Source organism: Hirschia baltica ATCC 49814 (genome assembly GCF_000023785.1).
GTDB classification, from domain to species: Bacteria; Pseudomonadota; Alphaproteobacteria; order Caulobacterales; family Hyphomonadaceae; genus Hirschia; species Hirschia baltica.
Window position 1 is genome coordinate 1433233 of sequence record NC_012982.1, and the last position, 13151, is coordinate 1446383.

At 44.4% G+C, this 13151-nt stretch carries 16 protein-coding genes; 12 read left to right on the forward strand and 4 right to left on the reverse strand.

Translation table 11 applies throughout. From position 1 onward, the window contains the following. Positions 1–11: 11 nt before the first annotated feature. The 3 genes from HBAL_RS06815 to HBAL_RS06825 form a co-directional block, all read right to left on the reverse strand. Positions 12–683, reverse strand: coding sequence for a glutathione S-transferase (locus HBAL_RS06815; protein ID WP_015827206.1), 672 nt, complete (start codon positions 681–683; stop codon positions 12–14). A 309-nt stretch (positions 684–992) separates the two neighbouring features. Beyond that, a complete protein-coding gene (hemB, locus tag HBAL_RS06820) occupies positions 993–1976 on the reverse strand; it encodes a porphobilinogen synthase (RefSeq protein WP_015827207.1) in 984 nt (327 codons plus the stop codon). A 50-nt stretch (positions 1977–2026) separates the two neighbouring features. After that, entirely contained in the window at positions 2027–2590 is a 564-nt protein-coding gene (locus HBAL_RS06825; RefSeq protein ID WP_015827208.1) for a GNAT family N-acetyltransferase, read from the reverse strand. Between the two features lie 239 nt (positions 2591–2829). On the opposite strand from HBAL_RS06825, the gene HBAL_RS06830 reads away from it, so the two are divergent. From HBAL_RS06830 to HBAL_RS06850, 5 genes are all read left to right on the forward strand, one after another. Continuing rightward, on the forward strand, positions 2830–3339 hold the full coding sequence (locus HBAL_RS06830) for a hypothetical protein (protein WP_149037379.1): 510 nt from the start codon (positions 2830–2832) through the stop codon (positions 3337–3339). Between the two features lie 83 nt (positions 3340–3422). Then, positions 3423–4457 (forward strand): enoyl-CoA hydratase/isomerase family protein, encoded by a 1035-nt coding sequence (locus HBAL_RS06835; RefSeq protein WP_015827210.1) that lies wholly within the window; start codon positions 3423–3425, stop codon positions 4455–4457. Positions 4458–4646: 189 nt separating this feature from the next. After that, positions 4647–5147: a MarR family winged helix-turn-helix transcriptional regulator gene (locus HBAL_RS06840; protein ID WP_233356762.1), complete on the forward strand. Its 501-nt coding sequence runs from the start codon at positions 4647–4649 to the stop codon at positions 5145–5147. A gap of 338 nt (positions 5148–5485) precedes the next feature. Continuing rightward, positions 5486–6706 (forward strand): 5-aminolevulinate synthase, encoded by a 1221-nt coding sequence (gene hemA / locus HBAL_RS06845; RefSeq protein WP_015827212.1) that lies wholly within the window; start codon positions 5486–5488, stop codon positions 6704–6706. Between the two features lie 92 nt (positions 6707–6798). After that, on the forward strand, positions 6799–7050 hold the full coding sequence (locus HBAL_RS06850) for a DUF6898 family protein (RefSeq protein ID WP_015827213.1): 252 nt from the start codon (positions 6799–6801) through the stop codon (positions 7048–7050). Between the two features lie 72 nt (positions 7051–7122). Here HBAL_RS06850 and HBAL_RS06855 read toward each other — a convergent pair whose 3' ends face one another. Next, positions 7123–7551 (reverse strand): MucR family transcriptional regulator, encoded by a 429-nt coding sequence (locus HBAL_RS06855; RefSeq protein ID WP_015827214.1) that lies wholly within the window; start codon positions 7549–7551, stop codon positions 7123–7125. A gap of 228 nt (positions 7552–7779) precedes the next feature. Between HBAL_RS06855 and glyA the strand changes: the two genes are divergently transcribed. From glyA to nusB, 7 genes are all read left to right on the forward strand, one after another. Next, on the forward strand, positions 7780–9081 hold the full coding sequence (glyA, locus tag HBAL_RS06860) for a serine hydroxymethyltransferase (RefSeq protein ID WP_015827215.1): 1302 nt from the start codon (positions 7780–7782) through the stop codon (positions 9079–9081). Positions 9082–9158: 77 nt separating this feature from the next. Continuing rightward, entirely contained in the window at positions 9159–9656 is a 498-nt protein-coding gene (nrdR, locus tag HBAL_RS06865; protein WP_015827216.1) for a transcriptional regulator NrdR, read from the forward strand. Then, positions 9653–10330: a RibD family protein gene (locus HBAL_RS06870; RefSeq protein WP_041301463.1), complete on the forward strand. Its 678-nt coding sequence runs from the start codon at positions 9653–9655 to the stop codon at positions 10328–10330. The genes nrdR and HBAL_RS06870 overlap by 4 nt, the downstream gene beginning before the upstream one ends. A gap of 91 nt (positions 10331–10421) precedes the next feature. Next, on the forward strand, positions 10422–11036 hold the full coding sequence (locus HBAL_RS06875) for a riboflavin synthase (RefSeq protein ID WP_015827217.1): 615 nt from the start codon (positions 10422–10424) through the stop codon (positions 11034–11036). 7 nt (positions 11037–11043) lie between these two features. Further along, positions 11044–12168, forward strand: coding sequence for a 3,4-dihydroxy-2-butanone-4-phosphate synthase (gene ribB, locus HBAL_RS06880; RefSeq protein ID WP_015827218.1), 1125 nt, complete (start codon positions 11044–11046; stop codon positions 12166–12168). Between the two features lie 3 nt (positions 12169–12171). Further along, complete coding sequence (ribH, locus tag HBAL_RS06885) at positions 12172–12615, forward strand: 6,7-dimethyl-8-ribityllumazine synthase (RefSeq protein WP_015827219.1); 444 nt, start codon at positions 12172–12174, stop codon at positions 12613–12615. After that, entirely contained in the window at positions 12616–13107 is a 492-nt protein-coding gene (nusB, locus tag HBAL_RS06890; protein ID WP_015827220.1) for a transcription antitermination factor NusB, read from the forward strand. Positions 13108–13151: the final 44 nt, after the last annotated feature.

The window sequence follows — 13151 nt, forward strand, 5'->3', positions numbered from 1 at the left end:
TGCTATTATATTTATTGTGCTTTTGCGTAGGCGTACTCGCCGCCTTTTTTGAGTGCGGCTTGGTAGGCAGGGCGCGCGTGAATTTTCGCGACGAAGTCTTGTATAACTTGTGGAATAGCTTGCGGTGAGCGTGAAGTCAGCGCTTCGAGTGGGAAACTCATCATGATGTCGGCAGCTGTAAACTCAGAGCCAGCAAACCATTGGTTTTTGGTCAGGGCCTGCGACCAGTATCCGACATGATTTGCAATTTGCGGTGTCACATAGCTTTTTATGGCTTTATTGCTGACCATGCGCACAAGCGGTCTCATAAGTGGATTTACGTTTAAGGGTAGGCGGTCAAATACAAGCTTCATCAGCAAAGGCGGCATGGCAGAGCCTTCGGCATAATGAATCCAATGATTCATCGAACGCCCTTCGGATGTGTCCATGCTCGGGTTTAATGGGCCTTTGCCATATATGTGTAATAGATAGTCAAAAATCGCGCCTGTTTCTGCGATTTTGCGACCTTCATGTTCAAGAATGGGTGATTTGCCGAGAGGGTGGACCGATTTTAGGTCTGCCGGTGCCAGCATAGTTATTTCATCGCGCTGATAGAATTTGATCTGATATGTAAATTGAAGTTCTTCCATCAGCCACAAGACGCGCTGTGATCTGGAATTATTTAGATGGTGGATGGTAAACACAGGCAGTCCTCATAGGTTTTAGGTATAAAACAGAGTTAGGTGCCTAATAGCATGTCTGCAAGCATTAAACAGCGTGTCGCGAGGTTAGGTTTTGAGGTGAAAAATCCAATTTTGGCCGCCAAGACAGTATGATTTTTGAAAGCAATCTGCTGTTTTGATTTTGTGTATATGTATGTAATGTATTGATTAGTATGAATAAAAATTATCTGCGGTAAGTGTAAAAATGACCGATCAGAAACCTCTGATCAGTCGTTGAAATATTTTTACAAATGTACCAATTATCTGGGTGTCGCTTTTGGGGATGAAAGCTTATTTAAGCATTTGTGCTAGTTTATCAGCGTTGTATGTGATTATTCCAGATGCACCTGCACGTTTGAATGCTGACGTAATTTCAACAATTGCGCGATCTTCATCTATCCAACCGCGCTGCGCCGATGCTTGAATGGCTGCGTATTCTCCAGACACATGGAAAACAAGCGTAGGTACATGTAGTTCTTTGGAAATACGCTGAACGATATCAAGATAAGGTAGGCCGGGTTTGACCATGACCATATCAGCGCCTTCCTCAATATCCATCGCGACTTCACGAATGGCTTCATCGGAATTACCAAAATCCATCTGATATGTTTTTTTATCGCTCTTTAAAACAGTCGCTGAACCCACAGCTTCTCGATAGGGACCATAAAAAGCAGATGCATATTTGGCAGCATAAGATAGAATAAGTGTGTTTGTGTGCCCTGCAGCTTCCAGACCTTTGCGGATAGCACCAATGCGCCCATCCATCATGTCAGACGGGGCAACCACATCTGCACCTGCTTCGGCCTGAACGATGGCTTGTTTGACCAGAAGTTCTGTTGTTTCGTCATTTAAGACATAGCCAGTTTCATCTATCAGGCCGTCATGACCGTGCGATGTAAAAGGATCCAGCGCGACATCACAGATAATACCAACGTCTGGCGCAGCTGCTTTCATCGCGCGTATTGCTTCAGGTATTAAGCCTTTTGGGTTTAGCGCTTCGCTGCCTGTTTCGTCTTTTTTGCTAGGATCAATATTGGGGAACATAGCAATTGCAGGAATACCAAGATCTTGTGCACGTCGTGCAGCCTTTGCGGCTTCCTCAATATTTAGTCTCTCTACGCCGGGCATTGCAGTGATAGGAATGCGAGGTGTATCTCCGTCATGAACAATCATCGACCAGACAAGATCATCCACTGTTGGGCGGGTTTCTCTGGTGAGGCGGCGTACCCAATCAGCTTGGCGGGTGCGGCGAAGACGTGTAGCTGGGAAGGCCATGAATGGGACCTTTTCTTTTCAGGTATGAGACAGATTTTACGGCATGAAACTTAGAAAAATAGTCGTTTCACAGACTTATGCATGAAGCAACGTTTGGAAATGTCCATTGTGGCAGTTTGTAGCTGTTCAAGTTCCAATTGCCATGGGGTTAGTTTTTTGCGTGGAATTTCTTTAAAGCCCAGGCCTCTGTAGAATTTTCCATTCCACGCAACGTCCCTAAATGTTGAGAGGGAGAGTGATTTATAATTGTGCTCTCTGGCTGCCTGAATTGTCTTGTTTACAAGTTCCCGACCAATGCCTCGCTGCCCGTATTGAGGAAGAACTGATACTTGATCCAAATATAAGGAACCAGGTTTGTGTGAACACAACGCAAATCCAATAGGTGTGTCTTTGATGTCAGTTGCTACCCAAAGCAGTCTGTCTCCAAGCCCTCTTCTCAAGTTTTCCTCCGGGATAAGTGGGGCGCGCTTGATATTAGGTCCAAAGTCTATCAGGCCGGTTCCTTCAAATAATTCACATGATTTCAAGTCTATCTGTTGAAGGTCTGTGACTTCGTCAGATCGTGCATATCGAATGCGGTAAATGCTTTGTGAAGGAAGTGAGGAGTTTTTCATGTACGAAAGAAGGATATAAAATTATTATCAAGCTATGAATTTTAGTGTTTGAGTAGGCATTATCAACATTAAGGTTTGGCTGTAAGAGTTGAAAAGTATTTGCTTTTCTGTATGAGAAATGTAGGCGAGATGACATGATATTAGGCATCCGGTCTAAAAAGTATAGTAAATTGGCTTTTGCGTAATGACTTGAGACTCCCATCCCTTGAAAAGCTGTGTATGTGAGTGGTTGAAGTCGCGTGATTGGAAAGTTGAGTAGTCAGGTGCTTATTGAATTTAAAATAGGTTTTGATAACACTGATTCACTTATGATTTTCGGTGGTTTGATTGGTGTATTGGTCGCAATGGTAATTTCGGCCTTGATGTTGTTATTGTCCCGTCAACTTCGTGGCTTTCTTTTATACGGCATACTTCTCGCCTTTTCGGGGGGCGCGGTCTTCGTTTCTACTGCACTAGGTTCTGGTGTTCTTCCGGGTGATACAGGACAAACGCAAATTGTATTTGATGCTATTCGCTTGGTGTCATTTTTATTCTGCGTGATTGCAGGTGGCTTTATGCTCACCAAAAGATCTCAATGGATTGTTGGTCTCTATTTGCTTCAGTTTATAACCGAGATGTATTCATTGTCAGTTTCTGAGTATGTTGTGCCGGTTTGGATAAGTGCATTTGACGCGATGTTTTTCATTTTTGTGGGCTGTTCCGCATTCATCTTGCTTCGGCCTGCACGTCGATCCATATTTGACGATTAGAGCAAATTAATCTTTACAACAGCTGGAAACATAATTTGTACAGGCTGTTCAAGATGCTTGAACTGACCAGTTAGCGAGAGAATATGAACAATCAAGATGTCATTATTCGTCAGAGCGGACCTGTTGGCCACATTACCCTGAACCGTCCTCAAGCATTGCATGCTTTAAATACGATGATGTGCGCTCAGATTTCAAACGCGCTTTCAGATTGGAAAATAAACAATGAGGTTAAGCTCATTGTTATTGATCATGCAGAAGGTACGCGTGGCTTTTGTGCTGGCGGCGATATTAAGCCGATGGCCGAGTCTGGCCAAGGGGACGGCGTGGATGTTCGGGTGTTCTTCGAAACGGAATATCGGATGAATGTGCAGTTATTTGAATATCCAAAACCCATTGTCACCTTTATCGACGGCATAACAATGGGTGGCGGTGTTGGCTTAAGCGTTCATGGCAGTCATTCTATTGCAACTGAAAACACAGTTTTTGCTATGCCAGAAACAGGTATTGGTTTGTTTCCAGACGTGGGCGGCGGCTGGTTCTTGCCGCGTTTAGGGGGCGGATTAGGTCAGTGGCTCGGATTGACGGGAGCACGTTTAAAAGGTGCTGATGTTGCCGCTGCAGGCATTGCCACACACTATGTTGAAGAAAAAGTGCTTGCAGCAGTCAAAGACATGGTGATGTTGGGTGATATTGAAACACTCGAGGCGATGGAGTGGGAAGCTTATGGATCTTTTGTCAAACAGCTAGAAACCATCACAAAGTGTTTTGACAAAGAAACTGTTGAAGACGTGTTTGCAGCGTTGGAAGAAGATGGCAGCGAATGGGCACTCAAACAATTATCCATTATGAAGACAAAATGCCCTTTCTCATTGAAGGTGACTTTACGCCAGATGATCGAAGGTGAAAAACTGGCTAGTTTCCGCGAAACTATGCTGATGGAATTCCGGTTAGCAAATCGTGCTGTGCGCCGGGCTGATTTTGCAGAAGGTGTAAGGGCGGTCGTTATTGATAAAGACAATGCGCCTCAATGGAATCCTGCAACACTTGCTGATGTTGATGAGATTGAACTTGATGAAATGTTTGCGCCTTTGAAAAGTGGGGATCTAACCTTCATATAAGGTTTTAAGAATGTGATGGTTTTCAATAAATCACATGTTTCTATAAAATATTCTGCGATTTTTATGGAATTAATTTGACAAAAATTGCTAGAAAGTTTCGATTCGTTCTTTAGCATTAGCATTTTGTTAGAATCATTCGTTTAGCTTCAAAACCAGCCAATAATAACAAAATGTATAGTGGTGATGGTGATGATGATTGAAGCTAGCGCATCTAAAATGGATGCGAATGATACGATTGAATATTCTTTCTTGAGTTCTTTGTCTCTTTTAGAGCAAGCGCACAGACGTTTACATGATGTCGTGAAAGACAATTTAGAGCGTTCTGGTGAGCGCTATTTGACAGGCGTGCAAGCGCTTCTTCTTTATGAAATTGGTGAAGGTGAAACACCTGCAAGCACATTGCGTGCTCGTGGTGCATTCGCAGGTACATCAATGTCCTATAATGTGAAGAAATTGCAAGAAGGTGGATATCTTGTTCAGACACGTTCTGACGATGACCGTCGCACAGTCTTGTTGAAATTGACCGAAAGTGGTCTGGATGTTCGCAGTAAAGTTGCTTCATTGTTTGATCGTCAAGCACAAGCACTTGAGCCAACAGCATCTGTTCGCAACGATGATTTGCAGCACATGAACAAAACAATTTCACGTCTAGAGCGTTTCTGGTCTGATCAGATCCGCTACCGTCTCTAATATTTAGACAAAATTAAAGTTAAAACGGGCGTTAAATCAGTTGTTTAACTGGTTTTGAGGGGCACCTGTAAAGAAGAGCGCAATATCATTAGGTATTGCGCTTTTCTTATATGGTATGCTGGTGATTGTCTTTGACACGTCGCCGTATCTATTTGTTAATCCTTGCGAAGAGATATTGGCATATCTATATGGATATATTGTTGGGCTGCGACGATTGCGCAGTTTCCTTTTTTTATAAATCGGATTAATCCTTCACTATAACAACGCACCCGGATGAATTCGCTCTGGATGAAAGTGCGTCCTTTGAATATGCTGCACCAAGCTGGGAGCGCAGAAAAATGAGACACCTGCAAGCCTTTGAGGATGCGCTAAATTCAATCAGATCTGAAGGCCGCTACCGGGTCTTTATCGATTTGAAACGTCACCGTGGTGAATTTCCCCGCGCATCTGCACGTTATGAAGATGGCCGCGAGCAGGATGTCATTGTTTGGTGTTCAAATGACTATCTAGGCATGGGACAAGATTCCGATGTTCTAGATGGGATGCATGAAGCGATTGATAGCTTTGGTGCAGGTTCTGGTGGAACACGCAATATATCTGGAACAACGCGTTATCATGTTGATCTTGAAAAAGAGCTAGCCGATTTGCACGGTAAAGAAGGCGCTTTACTCTTTACATCTGGTTATGTGTCCAATGAAGCGACATTATCAACCATCGCCAAGATTTTACCGGACGTTATTATTTATTCAGATGCACTAAACCATGCTTCCATGATTGAAGGTATTCGTCGCTCATCCTGTGCGCGTCGTGTTTTTCGTCATAATGACATGGATCATTTGCGTGCATTGATGGCGAATGACCCCGCAGATGCACCAAAGCTTATTGCTTTTGAGAGCGTCTATTCAATGGATGGTGATATCGCACCGATAGAAGAAATTTGTGATATTGCCGATGAGTTCGAAGCTCTGACATATATCGATGAAGTTCACGCAGTTGGCTTATATGGCGAGCAGGGCGGCGGTGTTTCTGAACGTGATGACCTAGCCAGCCGTATTGATATTATTGAAGGTACGCTAGCCAAAGGGTTTGGCGTGATGGGTGGCTATATCACCGGCAAAACTGCGGTGATTGATGCTATTCGTTCAATGGCTCCAGGGTTCATTTTTACAACATCTACATGTCCAGTGCTTGCTGCTGGTGCGCTTACTTCAATTCGTAAACTACGTTCTGAAGAAGGTCGTAATTTACGCAATCGTCACCAAGCGGCTGCGGCCATGCTCAAGCAAAAATTTAAAGATGCAAAACTGCCATTGATGGAATCAGAAACACATATCGTTCCTTTGTTGGTGGCAGATCCTGAGCGTTGTAAGGCTTTATCCGATACTTTGCTTCATGATTTTGGCATTTATGTTCAGCCAATCAATTATCCAACTGTGCCTAAGGGTACAGAGCGCCTAAGATTTACACCGTCTCCAAATCACACTGAAGAGATGATGGATGAACTTGTTGCTGCATTGTTGGCAATTTGGGCGCAATTGGGATTAGAGCGCGTCGCGTAAACGGTTCGGAATCTATATTTCTACCTATCTCAGAGCAGAAATAATCTTGTTTGTATTTGTCCCATTTGGCCAATAGCGTTATTGTGACGGGTATGAGCAAAACGGGCCAAATATATTTAGAGTTTGCACGTGTCGGCAACGCTATGGAAGTTCGAGCAATAGATGCATTGGACGGCCTTGAAGTGTCTTTTATGGCACCGGTAAACACGCCTGAAGCTGAAATTACACTGATTTCCCGTCAAAAACTTGCATATGTACGGAAAAGGCAAGCAGAAAATCGCGCAAAACAAGAAGCTCAGGAAGCAGCTAAAAAGCCAGATAATCGTCGCGGAATTATTGTTTAGTGCGAAATGAAAATGCCGACCCAATGAATAATCGGATCGGCATTTGACGGTTATGCATATTTGATTCGGATTTTAGGACTTTCGACCACCTTTTCCGAGACCGATTTTTTTCGCAAATTCAGAACGTCTTGCGGTGTAGCTTGGGGCCACCATGGGATAATCGGATGGTAATCCCCAGCGCCGGCGGTATTCATCGGGTGACATATCGTAGCGGGATCTTAGATAACGTTTCAGCATTTTCAGCTTTTTGCCATCTTCGAGACAAACAATATATTCTTCAGTAATAGATTTGCTGGCGGGAACAGCTGGTTTAGGGCGTTCGTCAGACTTTGATTCTTGCGGCTGAGCCAGATTGGTTACGGTTTTGTGGACTGACCTGATAACATCCGGCAAGTTATCCGTAGGAACTGGATTGTTTGAAACGAATGAAGACACGATAGCAGATGTCATACGCATGATTTCGTTTTGGGAGAGGAGTTTATTTTCTATTTCGTCTGTCATGTATTCTTTCCAGAAAGACATTTTTATAATGTTGATTGCCATGCAATGCCAAATTTATTGGCTCTATACAAGTATTAGTGTTCGTTTTGATCAATAACTTATAAGTAAATCGTTGTTGTTTTCTATAAAATGAGTTGAGGCAAATTCAAAGTCGGGAAACTTGCCAATTGGTGCGCAAAGGCTTACCTGATTTGGCAAAGATTGTTAGTCCCAAGTTTGGAGAATCCGATGACTGTGTCTGCTAAAGACTTGTTCACAAAATCACTTAAAGAGTCTGACCCAGACGTATTTGCAAGTATTGGTGATGAATTTGGGCGTCAAACCCAGCAAATTGAGTTAATTGCATCTGAAAACATTACGTCCAGAGCTGTTCTTGAAGCTCAAGGCTCAGTCCTAACAAACAAATACGCTGAAGGTTACCCTGGCCGTCGTTATTATGGTGGTTGTGAGTTTGTGGACGTTGCAGAGAATTTAGCACGGGACCGTGCAAAAAAATTGTTCAATGCAGAATATGTAAATGTACAGCCGTCTTCTGGTTCACAAGCGAATCAGGGTGTTTTTCAAGCTTTGATCAAACCCGGTGACACCATACTTGGGATGAGCTTGGCAGCTGGTGGACACCTAACGCATGGTGCAAAACCAAACCAGTCAGGTAAATGGTTCAATGCTGTTCAATATGGTGTGCGTGAAGACAATCATTTGATTGATTTTGATGAAGTGGAAGCGCTAGCATTAGAGCACAAACCACAACTCATTATTGCCGGTGGTTCGGCATATCCGCGTCAGATTGATTTTGCAAAATTCCGCGCAATTGCTGATAAAGTCGGCGCTTTCTTTATGGTAGACATGGCCCACTTTGCCGGTCTAGTCGCTGCGGGTGAACACCCAAACCCACTTGATTATGCTGATGTCGCAACAACAACAACACACAAAACATTGCGCGGCCCGCGTGGTGGAATGATTTTGACGAATAACGCAGATATTGCAAAGAAAGTGAATTCAGCCATCTTCCCTGGTATTCAAGGTGGTCCTTTGATGCATGCTATTGCGGGTAAAGCAGTTGCTTTTGGAGAAGCATTGACACCAGAATTTAAAGAGTATGCAAAACAAGTCATCGCGAATGCGCAAGCCATGGCTGCTGCTCTAAAAGAAGGTGGGCTTGATATTGTTTCTGGTGGAACTGACACGCATGTGGTGCTGGTTGATTTACGTCCGAAAGGCGTAAACGGTAAGGACACTGAAGAAGCGCTAGAGCGTGCTTTCATCACATGTAACAAAAATGGTGTTCCATTTGACCCTGCGCCGCCAATGGTAACATCGGGTATTCGCGTTGGTTCACCAGCTGCTACATCGCGTGGATTTGGCGTTGACGAATTTACACAAGTTGGACGTTGGATCGTCGAAATTGTTGATGCAGTTGCGTCTGGTGAAGACTCATCAGCGATTGAAGATCGTGTGAAAAGTGAGGTCATCGCAATGACAGCACGCTTCCCAATCTATGATGGTGCAATTGCTGGCCAAGCCCTTTAGGCGTTAGACTACCCAATAATAAAATGCCCATTTCAGCGAATCAGTTGAAATGGGCATATAATAGGAAGTGAGAGCATATGCGTTGTCCTTTTTGTCAGTCGAGCGATACAGTGGTTCGCGATAGTCGGTCTGCCGAAGAAAACACAGCTGTGCGCCGTCGCCGTGGGTGCCAAACTTGCGGTGGACGCTTCACAACTTTTGAACGTGTGCAATTGCGTGACCTCATGGTCTTAAAACGCGATGGCAAAAAGGCTCTTTTTGATCGCGAAAAATTGTCCAGATCCGTAAAAATTGCCCTGCAAAAACGTCCTGTTGATGAAGAACAAATCGAGCAAATGATTTCTGGAATTGTTCGCCGGTTAGAAAGCTCTGCAGAAGAAGAAGTCACATCTGTTGAAATTGGTGGCTTGGTGATGGAAGCCTTATCAACGCTCGATCCTGTAGGATATGTTCGCTATGCTTCAGTATATCGAGACTTCAAAAATCCATCAGATTTTGCGCGCTTTATCGAAAAACACATGGCAGAATTGGGCGCGGAATTGGACACCGAATTAGGTGAATCCGATCAAGAATGAGTGACATAGTCTTTCCTAAAGTCACGCTAAAACTTGCGACATCTATGGACGGTCGCATAGCGACCCGGTCAGGTCATAGTCAGTGGATTACGGGTGCTGAATCGCGAACGCGTGTCCATGAATTAAGAGCGCAACATGATGTTGTTTTGGTCGGCTCTGGAACAGCTCTGGCTGACGATCCGATGTTAACAGTAAGACTGGACCCAGAACCCACAAAACAACCAATACGTATGGTGGTCGACAGCAGTTTACGCACACCAATGACACATAAACTCGTCACTACCGCGAGAGAATATCGCACGATATTGGTGTCTGGTTTGCACATGGAAGAAGAAGACGAGATACCATTTGTTGCTGAAGGCGTAGAAGTTTGGAGCCTTGCAATTGCGCCAGCAGGTGGGGTTTCAATACGTGCTCTGCTTGCACGTTGCGCCGAAGAGGGCATCGAATCCATTTTCCTAGAAGGTGGCGGTAAACTCGCAGCATCTTTTCTAAAAGCAAATATGGTGGACCACATAGAATGGTTTCGAGCGCCAATAGTTATTGGGGGGGATGGAATCGCCTGTTTAGCGTCTCTGGAGATTGAAAGTCTCAATGAAGTTTCCGCGTGGGAACGTATTCGCCTAGAGGTTTTAGGTGAAGATGTGTGGGAAAGTTTTTCAAAAAAACTTTAGATACATCAATTGGACATTCTATTGCACTGCACCTAAATGAGACCTAGTAACGCTCCGGTCTTAACTCTGAACCCAAAAGAAAGTTTCCTTCATGTTTACTGGTCTTGTAACTGATTTGGGTCGTATTGCTGATGTCAAAGATGACAATGGTGTACGCAGATTTAGAGTTGAGAGCGCCTATCCTGTTGATTCTATTGAGATGGGTGCATCTATAATGCATTCTGGTGTGTGCCTGACCGTTGTTGGCTTTGACCAGAATGATGAAGGTTGCTGGTTTGATGTGGAAGCTGTGCAAGAAACACTCGACCGTACTGTGCTTGGTGAATGGCGCGGCGGAACGCGTGTAAACCTAGAGCAAAGTTTAGCGCTGGGTGACAAGCTGGGTGGCCATTTTGTATTTGGTCACGTAGATGGTGTCGGCGAGGTTATGTCTATCACGCCGGAAGGTGGTTCAAGGCGTATTCGTTTTTCTATTCCGGCTGTACTTTCTAAATATGTTGCTGAAAAAGGGTCCATCGCAATTGATGGTGTGTCTCTGACAATTGCAGCTGTTGGTATAGAAAATGGCATAGATTGGTTTGAAGTTGCTGTTATTCCTCACACTTGGGAAGTGACAACAATTGGTGAAATGAAACCGGGTCGAAAAGTGAACCTGGAAGCAGACATGCTCGCACGTTATGTCGCGCGTATGCTCGGTAAGGAATAAAAACTGAATGTCAGAAGATTTTTCAACTGCAATCTCGCCGATCGAAGAGATCATCGAAGATGCGCGTAATGGTAAAATGTACGTCCTTGTGGATGCAGAAGATCGCGAAAATGAAGGTGATCTAATAATACCTGCGCAATTTGCGACGCCCGATCAGGTGAATTTTATGGCCAAATTTGGTCGTGGTTTGATCTGTCTTTCGATGAATCGCGAACGTGCGCGTGGCTTAGATCTAGATATGATGGCACGAGAAAACCGTGAAAGTATGCAGACCGCTTTTACTGTTTCTATTGAAGCCAAAGAGGGGGTGACCACCGGTATTTCAGCGCATGACCGCTCCCATACAATCGCTGTGGCGATAGATCCGACAAAAGGGCCTGCTGATATTGTGTCTCCTGGCCATGTGTTTCCGCTTGTCGCACGAGACGGAGGTGTTCTTGTGCGTGCAGGGCACACAGAAGCTGCAGTCGATATTTCTAGATTAGCCGGCCTTTATCCTGCGGGTGTCATCTGTGAAATCATGAATGATGATGGCTCAATGGCACGTTTGCCGGAATTGGTTTCATTTGCGCAACTTCATGGTCTGAAAGTTGGTACGATTGCTGATTTGATTGCTTATCGTCGCCGTGAAGATCGTTTCCTTGAGCGTAAAATTGAAACTGATTTCCAATCTGCTTATGGCGGTGAGTTTAAGTTAATCGTGTTTAAAAACACGATTGATGATACAGAGCATGTCGCTTTGGTCAAAGGCCGAATATCAGGGGATGAACCGACACTTGTGCGTGTTCATCGTGTTGATTTTCTCACCGATGTTTTAGGACAAGCTGGTGGTCGAGAAGACATGGTCAAAAAAGCCATCAAAACCCTTGGTGATTCTGATGAAAGCGGCGTTGCGGTCTTTGTTCGTATGGGAACGAAAGCTGATCTCGTGACGCGGCTAGGGGGTGTAGATGATGGGAAGCCTGATCCATCTGCGCCATTGCGTGAATACGGTATCGGTGCTCAAATCTTAAAAGATCTTGGCGTGCGCAAAATGATTTTGATAAGCAATCATGGCCCTTCTTCACTTCCTGGTCTTGACGGGTACGGATTGTCGGTAGAGGGATGGCGAAAGTTTTCTGGAGACGAATAGACGATGAGCGATATTGCCCCTCACATCTTGATTGTAACTTCACGTTATTATGAGAAGATCGTGCTTGAGCTTGAAGCTGGTGTAGAAGAAGCACTTGATCGAGTTGGTGCGACCTATGAAACGATAGAAGTGCCTGGTGCTTTCGAAATTCCTGCAGCTATTCGCATGGCAATGGATGCAGCTGAATTTGACGGATTTATTGGTCTAGGCTGCGTTATTCGTGGTGAAACTTCTCACTATGATTATGTTTGTGGGGAAACTGCGCGTGCAATGATGGACATTTCATTATTGGGAACACCAATAGGCTTTGGTGTTTTAACTGTTGAAAATCAGGATCAAGCTTGGGTGCGTGCCGATAGAAAACAGAAAAACAAAGGCCAAGAAATTGTTGATGCCTGCGTTGCTATGGTGAATTTATCTCACCATTTTTCAGATGTGGATGTGTAGATGACAAATGAACCGGCAATAGATAAAGATGCAGCGCGTAAACTTCGTAAATTAAGCCGCTCAGGTGCGCGCTTGGCAGCTGTGCAGGCGCTTTATCAAATTGAGCAAACTGGACGCGCTGGTCGTGCTGTTATTGAAGATTATTGTGAAGACGGTATTGGTCTGGATGATGAGGGGCGGCCAATCGAGGCAGCAGATCCCGAAATTTTCCGAAATACAGTCGAAGGTGTCATTGAATCTTTAGACGACATCAATCTAGCGATTGTTAAACGTCTTGCTGATGGGTGGAAGATAGAACGTTTAGACGCGACTTCACGCGCAATTTTGCGTGCGGGTGTATATGAGTTGATGAAACGCGATGATTTGCCAGCTCAAATTATTCTCGATGAATATGTTTCTATCGCACATGCTTTCTTTGATGATGCGGAACCGCGTTTTATAAATGCCTTGCTTGAAAACGTACGTGAAGATGTGCGCGATAAGCCAGCGTAAAATCTGAGCGGTAAAGGTTTCAGTTATAATCTAGTTTAAGGATG